Annotated in this window: 19 protein-coding genes and 2 pseudogenes; 13 read left to right on the forward strand and 8 right to left on the reverse strand. The window is 69.5% G+C overall.

The features are described from left to right. Positions 1-229: 229 nt before the first annotated feature. A complete protein-coding gene (locus tag AC07FK_RS32925; RefSeq protein ID WP_479108580.1) occupies positions 230-802 on the reverse strand; it encodes an RICIN domain-containing protein in 573 nt (190 codons plus the stop codon). 307 nt (positions 803-1,109) lie between these two features. Between AC07FK_RS32925 and AC07FK_RS32930 the strand changes: the two genes are divergently transcribed. Together AC07FK_RS32930 and AC07FK_RS32935 are read left to right on the forward strand one after the other, a co-directional pair. Further along, the gene (locus tag AC07FK_RS32930) at positions 1,110-1,859 is read left to right on the forward strand and encodes an AAA family ATPase (RefSeq protein WP_479108581.1); all 750 of its coding nucleotides are present in this window, start codon (positions 1,110-1,112) and stop codon (positions 1,857-1,859) included. 288 nt (positions 1,860-2,147) lie between these two features. After that, positions 2,148-3,173 (forward strand): hypothetical protein, encoded by a 1,026-nt coding sequence (locus AC07FK_RS32935; RefSeq protein ID WP_479108582.1) that lies wholly within the window; start codon positions 2,148-2,150, stop codon positions 3,171-3,173. Between the two features lie 120 nt (positions 3,174-3,293). Here the strand turns inward: AC07FK_RS32935 and AC07FK_RS32940 are convergent, their stop codons facing one another. Then, a complete protein-coding gene (locus tag AC07FK_RS32940; RefSeq protein ID WP_479108583.1) occupies positions 3,294-3,491 on the reverse strand; it encodes a hypothetical protein in 198 nt (65 codons plus the stop codon). 212 nt (positions 3,492-3,703) lie between these two features. Between AC07FK_RS32940 and mobF the strand changes: the two genes are divergently transcribed. Then, a complete protein-coding gene (gene mobF / locus AC07FK_RS32945; RefSeq protein ID WP_479108600.1) occupies positions 3,704-5,464 on the forward strand; it encodes a MobF family relaxase in 1,761 nt (586 codons plus the stop codon). Then, positions 5,461-5,808 carry a hypothetical protein gene (locus tag AC07FK_RS32950; protein WP_479108584.1) on the forward strand — a complete coding sequence of 116 codons (348 nt, stop codon included), beginning with the start codon at positions 5,461-5,463 and terminating at the stop codon, positions 5,806-5,808. Before mobF ends, AC07FK_RS32950 begins: the two co-directional genes overlap by 4 nt. A gap of 655 nt (positions 5,809-6,463) precedes the next feature. On the opposite strand, the gene AC07FK_RS32955 is transcribed toward AC07FK_RS32950, so the two are convergent. Then, positions 6,464-6,901 (reverse strand): hypothetical protein, encoded by a 438-nt coding sequence (locus AC07FK_RS32955; RefSeq protein ID WP_479108585.1) that lies wholly within the window; start codon positions 6,899-6,901, stop codon positions 6,464-6,466. Positions 6,902-7,197: 296 nt separating this feature from the next. On the opposite strand from AC07FK_RS32955, the gene AC07FK_RS32960 reads away from it, so the two are divergent. From AC07FK_RS32960 to AC07FK_RS32970, 3 genes are all read left to right on the forward strand, one after another. Beyond that, positions 7,198-7,668 carry a hypothetical protein gene (locus tag AC07FK_RS32960; RefSeq protein ID WP_479108586.1) on the forward strand — a complete coding sequence of 157 codons (471 nt, stop codon included), beginning with the start codon at positions 7,198-7,200 and terminating at the stop codon, positions 7,666-7,668. Positions 7,669-7,786: 118 nt separating this feature from the next. Beyond that, a complete protein-coding gene (locus tag AC07FK_RS32965; RefSeq protein WP_479108587.1) occupies positions 7,787-8,863 on the forward strand; it encodes a replication-relaxation family protein in 1,077 nt (358 codons plus the stop codon). Positions 8,864-9,018: 155 nt separating this feature from the next. Continuing rightward, positions 9,019-9,483 (forward strand): hypothetical protein, encoded by a 465-nt coding sequence (locus AC07FK_RS32970; RefSeq protein ID WP_479108588.1) that lies wholly within the window; start codon positions 9,019-9,021, stop codon positions 9,481-9,483. 108 nt (positions 9,484-9,591) lie between these two features. Here the strand turns inward: AC07FK_RS32970 and AC07FK_RS32975 are convergent. Further along, positions 9,592-9,867, reverse strand: a pseudogene (locus AC07FK_RS32975) (hypothetical protein); the annotation flags it as partial. Positions 9,868-9,869: 2 nt separating this feature from the next. Between AC07FK_RS32975 and AC07FK_RS32980 the strand changes: the two are divergent. Then, positions 9,870-10,361 (forward strand): annotated as a pseudogene (locus AC07FK_RS32980) (ATP-binding protein); the annotation flags it as partial. Positions 10,362-10,521: 160 nt separating this feature from the next. Here AC07FK_RS32980 and AC07FK_RS32985 read toward each other — a convergent pair. Then, positions 10,522-10,725 carry a cold-shock protein gene (locus AC07FK_RS32985; protein WP_138901082.1) on the reverse strand — a complete coding sequence of 68 codons (204 nt, stop codon included), beginning with the start codon at positions 10,723-10,725 and terminating at the stop codon, positions 10,522-10,524. A 617-nt stretch (positions 10,726-11,342) separates the two neighbouring features. Between AC07FK_RS32985 and AC07FK_RS32990 the strand changes: the two genes are divergently transcribed. From AC07FK_RS32990 to AC07FK_RS33000, 3 genes are all read left to right on the forward strand, one after another. Continuing rightward, a complete protein-coding gene (locus AC07FK_RS32990; RefSeq protein WP_479108589.1) occupies positions 11,343-11,612 on the forward strand; it encodes a DUF6225 family protein in 270 nt (89 codons plus the stop codon). 205 nt (positions 11,613-11,817) lie between these two features. Next, a complete protein-coding gene (locus AC07FK_RS32995; RefSeq protein WP_479108590.1) occupies positions 11,818-12,063 on the forward strand; it encodes a hypothetical protein in 246 nt (81 codons plus the stop codon). A 167-nt stretch (positions 12,064-12,230) separates the two neighbouring features. Further along, a complete protein-coding gene (locus AC07FK_RS33000) occupies positions 12,231-12,458 on the forward strand; it encodes a hypothetical protein (RefSeq protein WP_479108591.1) in 228 nt (75 codons plus the stop codon). A gap of 227 nt (positions 12,459-12,685) precedes the next feature. Here the strand turns inward: AC07FK_RS33000 and AC07FK_RS33005 are convergent, their stop codons facing one another. Next, on the reverse strand, positions 12,686-13,729 hold the full coding sequence (locus tag AC07FK_RS33005) for a helix-turn-helix domain-containing protein (protein WP_479108592.1): 1,044 nt from the start codon (positions 13,727-13,729) through the stop codon (positions 12,686-12,688). Between the two features lie 11 nt (positions 13,730-13,740). Then, the gene (locus AC07FK_RS33010; RefSeq protein WP_479108593.1) at positions 13,741-14,010 is read right to left on the reverse strand and encodes a hypothetical protein; all 270 of its coding nucleotides are present in this window, start codon (positions 14,008-14,010) and stop codon (positions 13,741-13,743) included. Between the two features lie 1,615 nt (positions 14,011-15,625). On the opposite strand from AC07FK_RS33010, the gene AC07FK_RS33015 reads away from it, so the two are divergent. Both AC07FK_RS33015 and AC07FK_RS33020 read left to right on the forward strand, forming a co-directional pair. Continuing rightward, complete coding sequence (locus AC07FK_RS33015) at positions 15,626-16,810, forward strand: IS701 family transposase (protein ID WP_479108594.1); 1,185 nt, start codon at positions 15,626-15,628, stop codon at positions 16,808-16,810. Positions 16,811-17,091: 281 nt separating this feature from the next. Beyond that, the gene (locus AC07FK_RS33020; RefSeq protein ID WP_479108595.1) at positions 17,092-17,697 is read left to right on the forward strand and encodes a lysozyme family protein; all 606 of its coding nucleotides are present in this window, start codon (positions 17,092-17,094) and stop codon (positions 17,695-17,697) included. 171 nt (positions 17,698-17,868) lie between these two features. On the opposite strand, the gene AC07FK_RS33025 is transcribed toward AC07FK_RS33020, so the two are convergent. Beyond that, the gene (locus AC07FK_RS33025; protein ID WP_479108596.1) at positions 17,869-19,509 is read right to left on the reverse strand and encodes a helicase associated domain-containing protein; all 1,641 of its coding nucleotides are present in this window, start codon (positions 19,507-19,509) and stop codon (positions 17,869-17,871) included. Positions 19,510-20,027 lie beyond the last annotated feature (518 nt).

Consider the following 20,027-nt stretch of genomic DNA (forward strand, 5'->3'; position numbering starts at 1 on the left):
AGAAAACACAAGCGACTCGGTGGGGAGGGGGGGGGGGTTTGGGGGGCGGTGCTGGGGGAACCCGCCCGTGCGAGGGGGGTGTTTCCCCCCCCCGAGCCGCCGTCAGAGGGTCACCGTTCACCCGATGGCGAGGGGTCAGCAGATCCGGCTCTGTCGGCTTCTCCCAGGGGCGCAGGTCCGCAGCAGCCGCGCGGGCCGCCGCGCCTGTCGGCCTTCCTTGACCGGGAGGTCAGGCGGCCGACCTCGGGTCGATCTTCCAGCGCATGTTGGTGGGCGCGTTGGTTCCGGTGAAGTGCTTGAGGGTCACGTACACATCAGGGTGGGGGTAGTTCTGCGACTGCGAAGTGATTGCCCACTGCCGGAAGTTCGCTCCGGCCGGGGTGATGGTGTAGGTCTCGGAGGTGCCGTCCTCGCGGACGATCCAGTTCTGTGCCGGACCGCCGTTGCAGTTGGTCACGGTCAGCGGGCCGTTGTCCTTCGCGTTGTCCGGCACCGTCAGACAGGCCGGGGTCGGGTTCTTGATCGGTTCGGTCTCGATGACGTAGTGGTCGCCGTACTTCTGCTTGAGTCGCCAGACCGACCCCGAGCCCTCATTGGCCAGCGGCCAGGGGTACCAAACCTGGACGTACTGCGGCCGGTTCTCATTCTGAGTGTCGGTCTGCAGGTAGAAGCCGGTCGAGGCGTTGCTGATGACCACCGCCTGGTCGCTCGGGGGGTAGCCGGGACCGTTGGCTGCGGCCGGGGCGGCCGCAGTCACGCTTGCGGAGAGTGCCAAACCGAGCAGGAGAGCGATCTTGCGCATGGACGGTCCCTTTCGTCGAGCGGCATCTGCCAGTGGTATCTGTCGTCGACGTCCCTGCCCATACGGTCGACTGCCAAAAGAGCCCGCCCTGGAATGACTCCGAATGAGGGAGGGGTGTTCGGATTGGCGTACGGCTCGACGGCCACTTCTGGATCGCGTTGTGGAGATTGTGCAGGATGCGGCCGTCACCCTCGAAATCCTCTCACCGTTCCGTTCTCCCACATTCCACGGTCTCGTCGGCGCCGCGACCAGACCACGGAACTCGGCACTTCGTGAGTCTGGGGCTTCAGCGATCGAACACAACTACTTGCCAGGGAACGCCACCAACGTCGAAGAGGCCGTCAGGGTCGAGCTGGTGATGACCGCGAAGAAGTACGGCGTGCCGACGGTCGCGGTCGTCGTCTCCACGCCGCTGTCGCTGTGCCTCCAGCGGCAGCAACCGCGCCCGGCCAACCGGCGCGTGCCCGACGACGTCGTCCGGCGCCAGCACGAGGCGATGACCTTCTCCCACCAGAACCTCGCCAGGGAGGGCTTCAACCAGGTCCTCTTCGCCCACGACCTGAACCGGCTGGAGCCGTACCTGCGGCACCTGAGCGAGGCCCGCCAGGCCGACCTCGGCCTGGACGGCGGCGACGGCCTGGGCCACCTGCTCCTCGTACGCCGCTTCTTCGGCGAGGGCATCCTGCCGATGTGGCGGTGGAAGGACAGCTCCGACATCGCCGCCGGCGACCGCGTCGGCGAGATCCGCCTCGGCCAGCAGCACCTGACCCTCGCGCTGCGCATGGACGTCGACGGTGAGGGCGACATCGGGTTCGACGTTCGCGTGCCGTGCCCGTTCGACCACGAGCGCAGCGGCACCGCCTGGACGCCGGCCTACAGCGTCACCTGCCTGCACCGGGCGCTCACCGGCGACCTGGACCACCGGGACGACATCGTCTGCGACATCCGGCGGCTACGACGACGTCGACCAGGAGAGCGACGACCACGACCTCCAAGGCGACGCGCCTTCGAGCAGCTCGCTGGAGAAGGGCCCGATCGGGTGATGCGGGAACCGTGAAACGCCGCCGTGCTTCCCCCGCTCTGCATGCTGACCAGCAGAAACCGCTGAGCAAGGAGCGACACGCGGAAGCCCGATGTCAACAGCCACCCACCGACGCACGCCATAGCATCAGTAAGTCTCGGCCGGTGGATGGGCCGTGTTCTCTCAGACCCTGCGGCCCAGTTGGAGTCTGAAGCAGAGAGCGAAGGAGCGCAGCTTCACTCCACCGTGACCACCCCAGACGTGAACGGGAACGGCACCCACTCGCCGTACCGAGGGCCGCCGGTACGGGAGCAAGGACCTCCCATGCGACGTAACCGCATCAGTCGGCTCGCCGAACTCCGCACCCGCTACACGAACGAGACCTATCAGCAAGCCCACTCTGCCCAACACTTTGGCCAGCCTCCCATCCCGCCAGCGGCCAGCGACGAGCAACGCAACTTCGAGGCAGACATCTTCGATGAACTGCTCAAGAGCCACGCTCGCTTCACCGAGTTCAGCTTCGGCGTCCGTCGCGTACACCCCCACCCGCACACCATCAAGCTGGAGCTGGAGAGCCCACAGCGTGGTGAGGACCTTCTTCGCCAAATCTTGCCGGTCTACGAACCCGACCTCAGTGAAGTCCACGGTCTGCCTGGCCTTCGCATCAGTGAGCGCACCAAACAAGGCATCGAACTGCATATCTCAGGTCGGCGAACCTCGGTGTGGCTGACCGGCCTACCGCCTGCCGCCTGGCGGCGGGCGGAGAATGCCGTCCTGCGCAGCACCAACGAGCTTTCCTGGTGGCCCCTATGGCGAGGTAGCGACGAGTGGACAGTCCAGGAGCACGCCTCTGAGGAGCGCTGGAACACTGGGGAGTGGACTCGCCACATTCACGCCGGAGCCTGGTGCACCAGTGGGCTACTGCGCCGCCTTCCCTCCTTCCACACCATCGTCCCCGCCGACGTCATCACCGGATACAAGGGCCTCGGCGTCCTTGGCTATGACGGCATCGGCCCCGTGCGGTGGGTCCTTGACCTCGACTACAGCCCAGGTGTACCCCACTACAAGGACCAACTGGTTGAGGCACTCACCGATCCCGATTTCGGCCTTCCCCTGACTCCAGCGCATCACCTCGAACAAGCTCTCGGCCGGCCACTGCCCTCAAACATGGTGAGACTCGATGACACGGCTCGCACCAGCTTGATCGAACTGCGCTTCTCAACCGGCATGCATCGCGCATTTGCCCAGCAACACCAGCCGCAGTACGCAGAAATCGTCGAGCGTGTCCGAAGGATCCAGCAACAACACAGAAACCTGGCCACGGGGCGGCCAGCCTCTTTCACCGGTTAGCCAAAGCTGACCTCCCTCCGGCCCTTCGGCAAGACTTGACCCGGCCAGACGGATTCGTCAGATGGGACACGGCGGACACGATTGACGCGCGCCGCCGCGCAGCATTCGCACGGCCCGGAGTCAGCGCTCGTAGCGGGCGCGCATCAGGTCGTTCCACTGCTGTGAGCGGAACATGTCGTTGGCGCAGTAGCGGCAGTGGGGCCCCGTGTCGGTTCGGGTGGGGTACGGCACGTTCGAGTGGACGATGACGGTCGGACGCAGCGTGAGGGGCTGGCCGCACAACGGGCAGGGGTCTGCGTGGAGCAGTTCGGTAGTCATGCGGCGGACTGTGCACAGATCGGCGGCTTAGGGCTGGTCCGGCGGCCCGCCTGGCGGGCGGTGCGGTAAAGATCTGGTGATGCTCTCCCGCCCGGCGGGATGGACCCCGGATCGCGCTTTTGTGCAGGTCAGTGCCGGGGTTCCATGAGTCGGTGATCAGCAAAGCGGAGGTCCGCCCGGGGGACGGGGGGCGCTACCTCTTCCGTGGCGTGATGGTCGGCGACGGCCACCGCCGGGCGGGCACGCCGCTGCGCGCCGCCCAGGACGAAGCCGGTGTCCCGCCCGGCGTGTGGAAGGGCCGGGGCCTGGCCGCGCTCGGCCTGACGGCTGGGGGCGTGGTGACCGAGCGGCAGGCCGAACTCCTCCTGGGGGAGGGCCGGCACCCGGATGCCGACCGGATCGAGCGCGAGCTCCTGGCGCAGGGCAAGAGCCCGGCGCAGGCGCGGCGGGCGACCGTGCTGGGCAGGCCCATCGAGCACAACCGCTCACCGAAGACCGAGAAGGCCAAGGAGCGCACCCCCTGGCTGGGCTTCGATCTGACGTTCCGGCCCCCGCCGACGGCACACCTCGCGTGGGCCCTGATGGACGACCGGCACCGCCAGGTGCTGGAACTGTGCGACGACATCGCCCGCGACAAGACTCTGGCGTGGATGGAGGGGTCGGTCGCGGAGATCCGCTCGAAAGCCAGCGGCAAGCGTCGCGACCGGGTCAAGGACGGGCTGATCGTCGCGGTCTTCCGGCACTACGAGTCCAGAGCCACGGAAACGAGGCCACTTCTCCACGCTCACGCGGTCGTGTCGATCCGCGCCCGGCGGCCGCACGACGGGAAGTGGGGCAACCTGTCGGCGGACTCGCTGATGACCAACATCGTCGCGGCCGACACCCTCTACATCCTGTACTTCATGGAGGAGGTGTCCGCCCGGCTCGGGTGGGCGTGGGCGCCGCGCGAGGTGACCCCGGGCCGCCGGCGCGTCATGGAGATTGCGGGCATCGACCGGCGGCTCATCGGCTGGCAGTCGACCCGCCGTCAGCAGATCGAGGACGCGCTGCCCGTCCTGACCGCCGACTACGAGGAACGGCAGGGGCACGCGCCGGGGGAGCGGGCGGCCTACGCGCTGGCCTGTCAGGCCGCCGACCGGACACGCCCGCCCAAGCGCACGGAAATGTTCTCGCTGACCGAGCTGCGCAAGCGATGGCGCACCTCAGCGATCCGGGCGTTCGGCGCCTGCACCGTCTACCGGCTGGCGGAGCGGGCGCGAGCGGCGGCCGCGGCGGTGTGGGCGCGGGTACGGCCGGTGGTCGACATCGCCCTGGCGGCCGTCGACGTCGTCGCCGTGGTGTACGTGATGCGCGGCGTGTTCAAGCGCCACCACCTGCTCGCCGAAGCCCGCCGCCACCTCTCCTACGTCCTGCGCGGCCGACCCCACGAGCCCGGCCTGGACGAACAGATCGTGCAGACGGTCGTCGACGACTACACCCGCCCGGCGAGCCGGCGGATGATGACCGTCGACCTGCGCGCCCTGTACCCGCGCGACACCGAGGACCAGGCCGTGCTGCGCCCGCTGACCCGCAAGCGGACCGCCTCGCCGTACGAGCGGGCCCGCCTCGCCGCCGACGCCCTGGCCGCCCGGGTCCACGCGGTGCGACGTGCGGAGCGCCTGGGCTCCCGTACCCGGCCGTACGCCGTCGCCGTGTCCGCCGCCTCGAGACCGTACCCGCGGCCGTTCCGCACCGGCCCGAAGAACGGCCGCCTCCTGGAGCCGGAGACCGGCGTCGACACGGTGGAACAGACGCGCCAGACCTTGGAAGCCGCCGCCGCGAAGTTGGCCGCCACGCTCCAGGACAGCCGGCGGGCGCGCGAAGCAGCCCACGGCCCCCGCCCGCAGCCCACCCCGGCGACGGCCCCGCCGCCGCACACCCAGCAACCCGGCACCCAGCACACCCCGGGCCGGACCACAGGAGGAGTCGCATGAGCACCCCGGAAGAACGCCCCAACCCCGACGACGCACTCGCCCGCGCCTGTGCCGCCCGCGAGCAGATGGCCGCCGCGCTCACCGAGGACCAGGAGCCCGACCCCGACGAGCCCCTGGGGTGGCAACCGATCTGGAAGCGCCCCCGGACGCCGAAGTCGAAGGCCGCGAAGAAGGTGGAACTGCGCAAGCAGCGGAAGCGACTCCAGGAAGCCGGGAAGCGCCGCCTTGCCGCCGGGCAGTCGCGCCGGCCCCGCTCCCGGCAGAGCCGGATCGGCAACGCGGCCGCGCGCCGGGACGCCCGCGCCCTGTCCCGGGTGCGGCACTCCACCGCCTGGCTGTGGTGACGATGCCGCCGAGTGGAACCCACGATGTTCTGCATCCAGTGGAGCCCATCGGGTGGAGTCCACCCGATGGGCTCCACCGAGTGGACTCCACTCTGATGCGCACCGGATGACGATGGAGTCCACTCTGGTGCGCACCGCGATGTCCGCCACCGCACCCGGTGCGCACCACCCGACGATGCCCGGCACTCGCGCGCACCACGATGTTCGGCACTCGATGTTCCGCACCGCACGCGATGCGCACCGCTCGGATCGGGTGCACCGGCCGCCCGGCCGACCCCTTGTCCAGGTCCGGCCAGGCGCACGTTTCCCCTTGACCACCTTCGCAACCGGCGCGTTTCTCCTTGACCAAGTTTGCCGCAGCCGCCGATCAGGTCGAGGTCAAGGGGGTCTGTGATATAGGAGTCCGCCCCCGCATGGACGGCGAACAGCGACGTGGTGCGCGTACTCGATACACGCGGCGCGCGGGGCGCACCGCACCTTCCGGCAGGTGCGCGCACCGGATGCGCGCCGCGTGATCCACGGTGCGCACGGAGCACCGCACCTCCTGGAAGGTGCGCGCACGGGATGCGCGCGGCGCGGTCCACAGTGCGCATGGTGCGCGCACCTCCCGCCGGTGGTGCGCGCACCATGCGCACCACCGATGGCTCGGTGCGCACTACACGCCGGTAGTGCGCTCCACGGGTGTACCGGCCGATGCGGGGTGCGCTTCCATCGCCTGCTTCATCCCGGCGGCCTCCAGCTGGCGGAGGACGTCGGCGACGTCGCCGTGGCCCTCGGTGAGGATGTTCTCGGTGAAGCGGACGATGGTGTCGGCGATGCCCGGCGGGAAAGCCAGGCAGGCACCGTCACCGTGGCACAGGACCTCCAGGAGCAGTCGCCCGAGCGCCGCCGCCAGGAAGGAGTGCGCGCACGGCTCCCCGTCGCAGTCGTCCACGGCGGTGATCGGGATGAAGATGCGCGCGGCGACGTCCAGGAGCAGCCGGCGCATCTCCATGCCGCCCGTCTCTTCGATGACCGCGCAGGCGGTGTCGATGTCGTCGGCCTGCAGCGCCCGGATGTAGGCGAAGGCGTCGGCGACGTCTTCCGGCTCCATCGGAGCGAGCGGCGTGGTGACGGTGTTCTCGGGCGTGACAGCTCCTCACGTACGGGCCGCCCCGCTGATCGCGGCGGCCTCGGAACCGATGCTCTGATCGCGGCCCTGTGGACAGAGTCCGCGCACTGTCGGTGAGCGCCGCCTTGTGGCTGCCGCGCCGTGTTTCTCCTTGACCTGGTCCGCTACGTGCGACATACCGCCCATTTCGATGGGGGAGGAATCTCCGTCCCGGCACGCTGAGCGACGAGCGGGGGAAAGCCGCTGCCGCCCAGGGCGCGCCGCTGGGAGACTTCGCGATGACCACGCAGCGGCTGCCGTTCCCGGTCCCGGACGAACGCGCCCACCACTTCGTCGACAGCTACGCCGACATGCACGACCTCGTTGAGGACCTGGTCGTGCCCGACGGCGTGCCCGAGGCCGCGGCGACGGTCCTGCGCACCGCCCGCGAACTGCTGCGCCAGTCGTACTACTGCTACGAGTTCTCCACCGTGGCGGTCATGCACTCCCTGATCGCGGTGGAGATCGTGCTGCGCGACCGCATTCCGGACGCGGGCAAGAAGCCGCTGCACGGGCTCATCAAGCAAGGCGCCGACGCGGGCATCCTGACGGCCCGGCAGGCGGAGTACCTCGACTATGGTCGGCGGATCCGCAACGGCATGGCGCACGGCCGGACCATGCACGCGGTGATGCCGCCGGCCATGGCCGTGCCGATGGTGACGACGTCGTTCGCGATCGTCTCCGAGCTCTGCGCGGCGCCCGCCGGATGATCACGGCTCGGTAACGGTGCTCGGGCGAATGTCACACCGTTGACTTTCGCCACACCTCTAGCAAGTGACGGGGGAATTCCATCCGGACCCCCGCGCCACCTGCGTGAGGAGCCTCGACATGACGTCCACCAGCTGCGCCCGGCAGTCCGACCCGGAGCAGCGCCCGACCTGGACAAGGGGTGCTGAGCGGCCTCCGGGCGGCCCGGAATCCAGTGCCGCGTCCAGTGCCGTGAACGATTCCAACGTCGTGCCCATCACCGCAGCTCACACCGTCCGTAAGGGGGCCTCCCGGCACGCTGACACCTCTCTCCCTTCCCCTGAGACGTTGGCGAGGGGGAAGAAGTCCACTCCCACGGCCGGGAAGGTACGAGCCGATGCGCTGCGGTTGCTGGGGTGTGTGCGGATAGCGACGGTGCAGCAGATGGCTCAGGTGATCACAAAGGAGGAGTCGGACGGCCGGTCGTACGTGCGCAGGGCGATGGTGAAACTGGCGGAGCTCGGGCTGGCGGAGACGAATGGCAAGGACGGCAAGCACCAGATCTGGAATCTGACGGTGGCGGGACAGAGGGCTCTGGCCGATGGCAATGAGCTGCGGCTGCGTCCGAAGGCCGGCACCGGAGCGAAGGCCGTTCGAGCCGGGCTCGGCCCGCACGGTCTCGCGGTGACGGACATGATCCTCGCCTACACCGACACGGTCCTGTCCGGCGACCACGAGTGCCTGACGGACTGGCAGGTGGAGGTGAACCACGCCATCAAGCAGACCGGCCTCAGCTTCAACACCGACGCCGTCCTCGCCGTGCCGACCAAGACCAGCGAGGTGCGCCTCTTCGAACTCGACAACGGCACCATGTCCCAGGCCCGGCTCGCCAAGGAAGTCTGGGACTACGAGCGCTACGCCGGACACCGCGTCTGGGAAGGCGCCCGCGGCACCAACGGCAGCACGTACCCGTTCTGGCAGCGCCACCGCTACACCCGCTCCGAGCGCTTCCCGCTGCTGTACGTCGTCTTGGCGGGCAAGGAGGAGCACCTGCTCGACAACCGCCGCCAGGCGCTCACCGCCGACGTGAAGGGCATCACCATCGCGGTGTGGGTGAACACCCTCCCCCGGCTCCAGCGGGGCGAGCCCTGGTACGAGATCGGCGTCGACGACCCGGACCGGCGCCGCCGGCGCTACCCCGAGCCCGTCGGCCGCTGAAGCCGCGCGCGACGCCGGGCGCGCCCCCGTTGCGGAGGGGGCTGTCCGGCGTTCGGCCCGGCGGGCGGAACGGGCACTGAAGTCCCCGTGCCACCGCGCGGGACGGACGGGCCCACTCGACGGCCACGGCCCACGGAAGGCCGTACACAGGCCGCATGAGACGCAGCCGAGAAGAGACCGCACCCCAGGATCTGCCGGGCGAGCTGTGGCATGCCTTGGCACAGCTTCAGCACACCCACCCCGACCCGGTGGGCCGCGTCGGGCCGCTCGCCCGCCCGGTCGGATGGCTGTCCTTCGTCGCGGCCACCGACACCGTCCTCGCGGCCCGCGTGCAGTTGTCCGGCGCGGAGACGATGCACGAACTGAACGAGACGCTCCGCTCGATCACCGGGGGCATGCACGCCCACTTCACCGGCCACGGCGTCGCGCTGGAGGTCACGCTCGGCAGACGGCAGGAGCTCCCGATCCACGAGGCCCACACTGCGGTCCTCACCCGGCTCTTCCGCCACGCCGCCGGCACCATCGGCGCCCGCAGCACGCCGGGAGGCGGCCGGTGCTTCCACTGCGACGGGACCGGGCTCGCCCGACCCCTGTGGGAGCCGGCTGCCGGGCAAGCCTGAGCGGCACGCAAGAAGAACGCCCGCGTCCCGGGCCGCCCTTCTGGACGGCGTGGGACGCGGGTGGGCGGAAGGAAGTCGGAGGCTTACGCCGGTACGGGTGCGCGGATCCGGGCGCAGCGCCGCAAGCGGAGAGTGTCGGCCCTTCTCCACCGTGCGCAGCTGCCCCCAGTCGACCTCCGGGTGTTCGGCGGGCACCGCGTCGACGGACGCCGTGGTGTAGAGCGCGGCGTCGACGGCCCCGGCCCGGCTGGTGCCGAAGCGGACCTCGATCGACTGAGGAGAGTGGACCCAGCCGAGCCGCACCATGTGGTCGATGTCGGCACGTCGCACCCCGAGCCGGGCGGTGGCCTGCTCGGGACCGAGCGGGGTATCGGCGATGACCAGGGGCTGATGCGAAGGTTACCCACCCGAGCGTGATCAGCGGGGAGGGACGTGAGTCGGTCAGCGACGTCTACGACTGGCAGGCGGTCGTCGATCGGTACAACCAGGCGCTTGCGCCTGCACCGGACGCCGCGGCCTTCTCCTACGGTGGTGAGGACCTTCCGGCGGTCCGTCAGTTCGCCCTCGCTCAGGCGAGGCGGCTGGGCATGGCCGGGGAGCGGCTGATGGATGTGGAGCTGGCGGTCGCGGAGCTGACGACCAACAGCGTGGTCCACGGCGGAGGCCGCGGGACACTCGCCGTCTGGGCCGAGCAGGAGCAACTGGTGTGTGAGGTCCGCGACGCGGGCCGGCTGACCGATCCGCTGGCCGGCCGCCGCCCGCCGGACCGCGGCCAGCTGGGCGGCCGGGGCCTGATGCTGGTCCACTACGTGGCCGACTTGGTCCGCGTGCACACCGGCGATGACGGCACGACCGTGCGCTTCTACCTCAGCTTGTGACAGCGCGCGGGCGGCCACCTGTCCGGGTGGCCGCCCGCCCCGCCGGTCTTGCGGACCTTGTATTTCTGCCAGCCCCGCACCGAGGCATCCTCGATGCCCACCGGGCGCATGGGCGATAAAGAATGCCGGCCGACCGGAGCGGGCACTGGGCAGAGCTGGGTCAGGCGGGGGTGATGTTCTCCGCCTGGGGCCCCTTCTGGCCTTGGGTGATGTCGAAGTTCACCTTCTGGCCTTCCTGGAGCTCGCGGTATCCGGAGCTGGCGATGTTGGAGTAGTGGGCGAAGACGTCAGGGCCGCCGCCGTCCTGCTCGATGAAGCCGAAGCCCTTTTCCGAGTTGAACCACTTGACGGTTCCGCTGGCCATTTGTCCTCCAAGGGGGACTGGTAGTCGGCTCCCGCACCGCGCGGGAGCCGGAGGTGATCGCCTGGTCCTCAGAGACGCTGAACAGCAAGACGCCCGTGAACACGCGCTCACGGGCGGCCGGTACTTCGGATCCATGACAGCTGGCCATGACGCTACACGGACACTTCTCACCCCACCAGGACAACGGCCCGGCGTCAGCCACACCATTGCGGCCGGCCGGGACGCGAGACGGCTCTGACGCGCGGCGGTGCCCGTCTCTTGATCACGCACCACCGGGGCCGACCAGGAGTGCGGCGGGCGTGAGGTGCGGTCGAGTCGTCCGGCAGGTGACCGTGGTTGGCGTCGACGACCGCGGCGATGAGGGTGCGGGCGGCCCTCGCGGGGATGGGAGCGCGTGGGTGCGGACGATCATCAGGGTCCCGCGGCGGGTCCAACTCGCCCACATGGTGCAGGGGGTGGCACCGGTAACCCGCTCGGTCGCCCGCTTCGTGCCCACGTTGGCCACCAGCCCAAGTAAGCCGCCCAGGCGACAGCGGCGGGGCTGGCTGGTGGACCCTCCGAGCGATGCGCGGCGCGCCGGGGTCCGGGTGTTGTGCGGGTCCCTTTAGCCTCGGCTCATGGCTGACATGTTCGAGCACACTCCAGAGGTGTGGACCGCGGCGAAACTGCGTGACGCCTTGTCCGGTCTTCCCGATGCCACGCCTATCCACATCGGCGTCGCGGACGGCCCCGGCGACTTCGACGGGTACGGGGAGTTCGTCCTGGTCGACGCCGAGCCGGTGGAGCTGGACTTGGCAGGTGAGGGGAGCCCGCAGGGCAGCCCCGTCGTTCAGTTCACGCTTCTTGCCGATGCCAAGGCCGGCGTATACCACCTCGACCTGGACTGACAGGGAGCCGCTGGCTCGATTTGCTGCATGTTCTGCGGCGCAGGATGCTCGCATAATTGACATCTCGCAGCCTCTCTCAGCGGAGGCGGTCCCCGACGGGACTTTGCTCACCTGCTTCAACAGTGCGTACACGCAGGCCAAGAACTGTGCCGCGCCGTTTGTCTGTGTCTCTCGGGCGCGTGGGCGTTGGACGGTGCAGGCGGATATGCGCACCGCGCCCGCTTGGGGTCCCCTCCCCGAGCTGGACGAGCTCTTGGTCCGCGCATGTGATCGCCTGATAGAGCGCGGTCTGGTTTCGTGCGAGTCGTCGGCCACCTCCACGTACATCGTGCTCTACGGCCTGTCGAACGAGCCGGCCGCACGCGGCCTTGCCGCCGCACTGCACGCCGCCTTGTACGGGCACACCAGAGCGCTGACGCTCTTCGGCGACTGCCTCGGCGGCCCCGAGTGAGCTGGAGGGTGCTGAGTCGGGGGCGAGCGGAGGGTCCGGCAAACCTGTGCCATTCGTTTTCCTCCGGCTGGCCTGTCCCGATTCGCCTGTCCGGGCTCGGCGGCTTCTCATCGAAAGGGTGGGGGAGTGGGCCCCCTGGCTTGCTGTGATCGCAGGAGGGCACGCTGATGTATGAGATGCGCGCGGAGCTGGTCCCTGCCCAGGGGGCACTGGTCTGGCATGTGGTCAGCAAGGAGACACGAGCCGGCGCCCTGTGCGGGTACCCGATTCCACCGCAATCCCCGTCCGACCCGGCTGCCTCGGGCGAGGCAGCCGAGGAACGTTACTGCTCCTCCTGCATGAGCGCCGTCGGCTTCGCCGTCGCCCGCCATCTGCGGCGACCGGCCGCCACCTGACCCGCAGGCGTCTGTACGCGGTGGGGCAAAACCTCTTCCCCACGCGATAGCCGAGGGGAAGAGGACTACACGGCCGACTGACTGGGCGGCCCGGCTGAGGCGCCACAACAGAATATGGAGTAGTGCATGACAAACGCCATGAGCGACGACTCGGACCCTGCGTGTGCCGCCGGCCGTGTCGCCAAGGGCTGGCTGGCGTCACGGCCGGTCGGCGGTCGACGGTGTGATCAGGACGCTGCCCGGAGAGCGTGTGGGGGGCGCGGACGGGGTTCGGTCCGGGCGGTGGGGTGGCCTCCGCTGCCGGGTGGCCTGTGCGATGGGATGCCCGCGGCTCCGCCCGCCGGAGGCCAACCGGGCGGGTTTGAAGTGCTTTTGACCTCGATCACCGTGTACTTGCCGTCGTGCACCGCGAGCATGTCCGGCTGCCAGTACGCCGGAGCCTGTAGCGCCTTTCCGTTGCGGGCGGCTTCTGACGCCAGGTAGCTCTGCATGCCGCTGGCGATGGCGATGGCCTCCTCGAGCGCGGCGGGTGGCAGCAGCTCGATGAGCCGCCCCCACACCTGGTCACGGGCGCCCGGCCCGGGGCCCGGCGGGACTGACCCGCTCGTAGGGGCGGACGCCGTGCGCAGCAGGCGCCGCCACGCGACCTGGCGGTCCGGGACCGTCCACTCCTGCGGCAGGCCCTGCGCAGCGGTGGCTGCGGCCGAGGTACTGCCGGCCTTGGCAAAGGCGGCCGTCCACGCGGTGTGCTTTTCGGGCGGGATGCCGCAGCCGGTCAGGAACGCCTTCAGTTGCTGCTCGTCGGCAGGGATGGCGTCGCGGTTGACGATGCGGGCAGCGCTGCTAACCGGCAGGGCGCGCGGGTTGCCCGAGCGATCCCGGATGTCCCGCAGGCTCGGTGCTCCGGCCTGTTCCCACACCACTTCCAGGGCCCGGCTCAGGTCAGCAGCGTCGCTGATGAGCTCGGGTCGCGGGGCGTGCAGCTGCGCCAGCCGGCCGCGTTCCTCGATGCGCGCGTGCCGCCACAGCTCGCCGGCGTCCCGCACCGCTCCCGGCCCGCCGCCGCAGCCCTCCACGTAGGCCTCGGCCGTCGTGTGCTTGGGCACCACGGCGCCGGAGGCCGCCCGCTTGAGCGTGGCTGGCGACAGCCCCGTGAGCCGGGCCAGTTCCTGGTAGGTCATCCCGGCCGACTGCCGCCGCAGGCGCAGGTACTCGGCCAGCCGGCCCCGGGCGGGCCGGCTGTGGTCGACGGGGTTTTCCCGGCGTCCCATCCAGCGGCCTCTTACTTCCCGGCGGCGGCGCGCAGCACCGCGCCGGCCAGCGACGTCAGGCGGCGGCGGCCGCCGCCGACGGCCACGACCGCTGCCGCGCCCAGGGTGCCGCAGCCGCCCAGCAGGATGAAGATGTCCTGCAGGGGCATCCCGGTGACGTGCAGAGCACTGCCCAGGACGGGGAAGGATACGGCGGTGAAGGCCTGCGGCGCGCCGAGCCGGAATGGGGCTTCCGGCGGGGAGGGCTCGGTCGGGGGCTCGAGGGTGGTGTCGGTCGGCATGCGAAGTCCTTTCGGCATGCCCGGGCCCATGGGGCGGCGGACCGGGCGTGGAAACTGCTACTGGCTGCAAGTCCCATGTGGACAGCGGCGATTGGCGTCGCTTGCTGCGCTGGGCGTGCTTCCATCATTCCAGTCCGGGGCCGTTCCCCGCAGAGCGATCCCTGACCGCTGTATCCCGTATGGCGGAAATGGTCGTTTTTTGGTTCGCTGGTGTCCAAGAGAGCGGTTCTCACTCCATCGCCCCACGTCTGTGCCTGACCAGTACGGGTGTCACGCCGCCGCGACTGACGACCGCCTCACCCACCGGGATGGTTCATGCGCGTCCATGTTCGGCTTGCCACAGTCCCTGTCTATGAATGATGGTGGGTCGCAGAACACCACGAGGTCGATCTTCCCGGCCCGCGAACGTCCTTGACTGCTACTGGCTGCAACCGATACTGACAGGGACACTCGGCAGAGCCCACGTTGGCGCGTGGCCTGCCCGCACCGAGCCGGCACCCGTCACGCGGGCGCCGGCTTCGTCGTTCCGCCTCGGCCCCACTCGCGCCCGCGACCGACGAGCCGAGGTCCGCAGTGAGCACGTCGTCGATCAGCTGCCCGGCCACCGGGGACTGCGCGGCCCGGCACACCCGGGCGGCTCCTCTCGCTCCGTCCGGGCCCGGACGGGGACGCCTGCCCCGGCCGGGAAGAGCAGTCCGGGCCCCTACGCCTACAGTTGCCTCAACCCAGCCCGTTGCGCACGGGCCGGGCGGCGGACGCCTCGAGTTGGGCGGGCCTCGACGCTCAGACACTGACTGTCATCAAACTCTGGAGCCAAGGCGCCGACGCAAGCCGGCGCTATGGCAGGGCCGTCTGTTCCCTCTAGGTAGAGGCCGGTGTTTGGCCCGCGTCGGCCGGGCCGGCGGGCGGTAGGGCTCCTGGTGGTGGTTCGACCGGACCCAGCACCCAGTACCGCCAGCCCACCGCCGCGACCTCACCGACCACCGCCGCGAGGGACCGCTGCCGCCCAGAAAGCTCCCCTGCGGCGGTACAGTCCGCCAAAACCCCCTGGCCGTCGGCGAGCCGGAGCATCACCTGCGGGACACGCGTCCGCACGCCCTCCGGCGCGCGCCACCGCAGTTCCAGCGGCTGGCTGGACAGGTTCTTGGACAGTGGTTGGTGGTCTGGCCTGCGCTGATCAGTTTGAGGTGCGTCTGTTTGCGGGGATTGTGGCGCGTCAGTAGCTGCACGGGTGATGGGTGCTGAGCTGAGGTGGGGAGCTGGCCTGCGGGTTTGTCAGTTAGCTGGTTGGGTGATCAGGTCGTGTCCTCTGCGCTGTGCAGAGTTCAGGTTCGGTGATCGTTGTGTGCGGCGACGCTTGGACGAGCTGCCTGTGTCTGGGGCAGGGCATGGCGGTGGGCGGGCCGGCGCGCCTGTGTTCGAGTGCCGTTGGAAGGATGGGTTCGCCTGCGGGTCAAGCTGCGGCGTGAGGCAGCGACTCGTTGGCTGGACGGCATCGGGGCGCTTCGTGATGTGACCTGTGAGTGCAGCGGATCGTTACGTTGTGGCGGTGGACGGGTTAGTACTGCAACGGCGCTTGCTGTGACTGGTTGCCAGGGCGGTCGTTGGTCTGATTATGGGTGCGGTGCTTGGTGATGTCAGGGCGTGGGCGGCTGGGCTGAGTGAGTTGCACGAGCGGTTCGTGCATCGTTTCGCCAGGTCGGAGCCGCGGGAGTCGGCGTTGGCGTATATGCGGGGTCTGATCGCTCCACTTGAGCGGAAGAACGGCTGGACGCTTGCTGAGGAGGCCGGTCACGCGGCTCCCGACCGGATGCACCGGCTGTTGAACCGGTGCGACTGGGACGCCGATGCGGTCCTCGCCGACGTCCGCGACTATGTCGTCGAGCACCTCGGTGACCCGGAGGCGGTTCTGATCGTGGATGACACTGGGTTCCTGAAGAAGGGGATCCGCTCGGCCGGGGTCCAGCGGCAGTACTCGGGAACGGCGGGCCGGACCGAGAACTGCCAGGTCGGTGTCTTCCTCGCCTATGCCAGTGCTCGTGGCCGCACGCTGATCGACCGGCGCCTGTATTTGCCCGCGTCATGGACCGATGACCGGGCACGGTGCCGGGCTGCGGGCATCGAGGACACGGTCGCCTTCGAGACGAAAGTGGCCATCGCCAAGGCGATGGCCCGCCGGGCGATCACGGAGAAGATCCCGTTCCGGTGGGTGACCGCGGACGCTGCCTACGGTTTCAGCAAGGGCTGGCGGACCGAACTCGAGCGGGCCGATGTCTTCCACGTCATGGCCACCACCCGGCACGACACCGTCGTCACTCGCTGGGCCATGGACCATCCGGTGCACGACCTGATGGACGGGCTGCCCCGGCAGAAATGGAAACGCCGGTCCTGCGGGCACGGAGCCCATGGACCGCGAGTCTACGACTGGGCGAGAGTCGAAGTGCGGCCCTGGCACCGTGAAGACCGCCAGCACTGGGTCATCGCCCGTCGCAGCGTCAGCCGGCCTCAGGAGGTCTCCTACTACATCGCCTACTGCCCCGCCGGCACCACACTGGACGAGCTCATCCGCGTCGCCGGCAGCCGGTGGGCAGTCGAAGAATGCTTCCAGAGCGCGAAAGGGGAATGCGGTCTCGACGACTACCAGGTCCGCCGTTACCCCGGCTGGCACCGCCACATCACCCTCGCCATGGCCGCCCACGCCTGCCTGACCGTCCTACGGGCTCGCGAACACGATGTCGGGAAAGCAGAAACGGATCCTCCCGGCTCATACCCCTCACCCTCCCCGAACTCCGACGCCTGATCAGCCGGCTCACCCGACCCCGCCCCAGCCACGACCACGTCCTCCACTGGTCACACTGGCGCCGACGACGACAACACCAAGCCCGCGTCAGCCACTACAAACGCCGCGGCCACACACCACCAGAAGCCAACAAACCGTCACAGCAAGCGCCGTTGCAGTATTAGGGGATGCGGATCGGCGGTCCGGTGTGCTGGATTGAGGCCGGTCCGCGCGGGCACGCGCACCTCGGGATCGCAGAGGTCCTGCTGTTCAGGCGGGGGCAGGCGACAGGGGAGAGGTGCATGGGGATGGCCGAGCGGTCGTGGGCGGCGTCGAAGCAACGTTCGCAACCGGTGGACCGCGGTGGTGTTCGGACGCCACCGTTGCGGCCCGGTGGCTACGATCCGGCCGACTATGCCGCGTATGTGGTGCGCAGCGCGGAGGAGGCCGCAGTGTCGCCCCTGCTCGTGATGACCGTGCTCCACAATGAGGCGTACAAGCCGCACCATCCGCTGCTGGAGCGGCTGTGGCAGTGGTGGAAGCCCGGGGCGGCCTTCGGAGTGGCCAACATGCACCGTGTGACGTTCGAGCGGGTTCGGCGGACGCATGGCCTGTCGGAGCGGTGGCAAGACCTTCGCGACGATCCCGCTTTCGCCATCCACGCGGCGGCCTTGCACCTGAAGGACCTCGACCGGAGCCTTCCAAAGCGGCACGTGCGCCGCTACACCCGCGACGAACTCCTCGCCTTGGGCTACAACGCGGGCGAACGCAACATGCGAGCCTTTGCCCGGGGGGTCCCGCGGGGCCCTCTGGCACGGTCGTACCTGCGCCGTTTCCGTGCATACCGGAGCCGGGCCGCCGAGGCTCTGGCCTACTGCGGCAGGCCGGGCGATGCCGTGGCTGGTTGAGCTGTCGCGGTCGTGGATGGTTTCGATCTCGCCGAGGTAGTGCTTCGCCCGGCCGTCCACGATGTCGTCGCATGCTCCAGGAGCAGTTGTCCGATTCACCGGGCGACGGGGGGCGTCGCTCCTGCGCGAGCATCAGGGCCCGCTCCGACCGCTGTTCGGCACACCCGCCGGCTACGTGTCGGCGAGGGCTGGCCGCATGATCCGCACCGCGCATGGATGCGTGGCTGTGGTGAACCATCGGGGCTGGGGCGGCTCATCCTGTCCCGGCCCCGCTTCCCATCCGTGCATCATGTCCAGCGCATGCCGATGGCAGAGAGCTGTTCCACGCGCTCGGGGGAGAGGGCCGCGGCCCGGGCGCGCTGGTTGTTGATCCAGGCCCCCCAGCTTGAGCTCCCGCCCCTCCTGGTCCTCGCTGCTGCCGCCGTTCCCGCCGCCGACGCCGTCGACGGTGATCGTCCCGATGTGTTTGCGCGGGACCCGGAGGTGTCCTTCGCGTTCGTAATACTGCCGGGCGGCGGCGAGGTGCATCGCCCACTTCTGTGCCTGGCTGGTGCGCGGCGTGGGCTTCTCGTCCGCGCTGACGGGTGTGATGCCGAGGACGTGTTCGCACATCCATTGCTGCACGGTTGTGAGCTTGTCCCAGCCCAGGCGTACTGACCGTACCCACCGGCCGAGGTCCTCACTCTGGTGCACGACGGTGCCAGGCGCGGTCGGCAGTTCGCCGCCGGCCTCCAGGTGGAGGCGGACGAGGTGGAAGGCGCGCTGCCACTCCACTGGCCAGGCTGGGCACCAGGAGGGGTCGATGTCCTCGAGCTGTTCGCGTCGCTCGTCCGACAGCGCCCCGGCCGACGACTCTACGGGCAGCCCTTCGGCACGCCGCTGTTCGAGGTCCTGGGCGCGCCGGGCGGCGGCGCGGGCGTTCTTGAGCCAGGTGCCTACTCGATAGCCCTGGTAGGTGGCGTCCAGCGGCGCCAGGAGGTGACCATTCTCGGCAGCCCACCCGCGCGCGGCGGCGAGCCCTTCTTCCCAGGCGACGTCGAAGTGGGACCAGACCATGCCGAGCTTCTCCAGCTGCGCGAGGCGGTCGGTGTCCATGTCGCCGCGGGCGTAGAACCGGCGCGCGTCGGCGGTCCACTGGCCCAGCGGGTACCCGGCGAGCGAGGCCGGCCACCCCTCGCCTGCAGCGTCAGCCTCGTCCCCGGCCGGGACGCGGTAGGTGAACGGGATGCGCAGGTCGCCGTGCTCACGTGCGTAGATGACGGCGGCCTCCACGCCGCGCCTCCAGTGGGCGTGTTCGGGGTTGAGGACGCGGAGGTTGATGAACGCGGCCAGCTGCGCGGGGTCGCGGGGTGTGGAGAACTTCAGCAGTTCCCGTGCCGGGACTGACAGCTCACGGTCGCTCCGGTCGCTGCCGGTTGCTTCGTCTTCTTCGGGCCAGCTGCGGGTCTGTACGCCTCTCACGCGGCTTTGTGCCTGCTGTTCGGCGAGCTGCTCGACGACGCGGGTGTCGTGGGCTCTGAGTGCTTCCAGGAGTTTGGCGAGTCCGTTGTACGCCCTGCTGGTGAGCATGTTGTCCGCTGTCTCGCCTGGCCCGAGCAGCACCGGCACCACCAGGCTGGCCATCTTCCCCTCGCCGGGCTGCATGCGCAGCGCACGCCCCACCGCCTGGACGAGGTCGGGCATGGACCCGCGCACGTCCGCCCAGTACACGGAGTCGCAGTTCTTCGTGTCGACGCCTTCTCCGAGAACCCTGACGGATCCCAGGTACGCCTTCTTGCTGACTCTCACTCCACTGCCCAGGTTGTTTCTCATCGAGATGTCCGAGCCGATAGTGCTGATCCCCCTGCTCGGCCATGCCTCGCGACGTTGGCAGTCGGGCACTTAATGAGGAGTGCGCCTACCCTCTCATGAGAAAGCCCTGTTCAGCGTGTTGAGAATCAGAAAACGACGGTTGCTGTGACCTGCGCTTTGTTGCTTTCCGTAGGTCCGGCGGTGGGCTGGAAGTGGCCGGGGGCGTAAGGAGCGCGCCTTCTTTCCGCCGAGCCGCTGAGCGGGCCGGGGGGAGACGCAGGAGTGCCGGCGGCCTTTGCTTGTCGGACGACTTGGCAGGGGGGCGAGCGGGCTGCGCGAGTAGGTCCTGCCGCACCGTGGAGGTGAGGCTCGGTGAGCCTGGCCGGGGGCGTTTGAGGCTGGTGAGGCATGGGATTCGCGAACTTGGCCGTGCACCTCTGCAGTTACTGACCTTGAAGGCGGGTTGTCGTGGGGGCTGACGGTTGGTGATCGTCGCGGTATGCCGGTGGTATGAGGTATGCGCAGGGTGGGGGTCTGAC

The sequence above is a fragment of the Streptomyces sp. NPDC046122 genome, assembly GCF_056429965.1.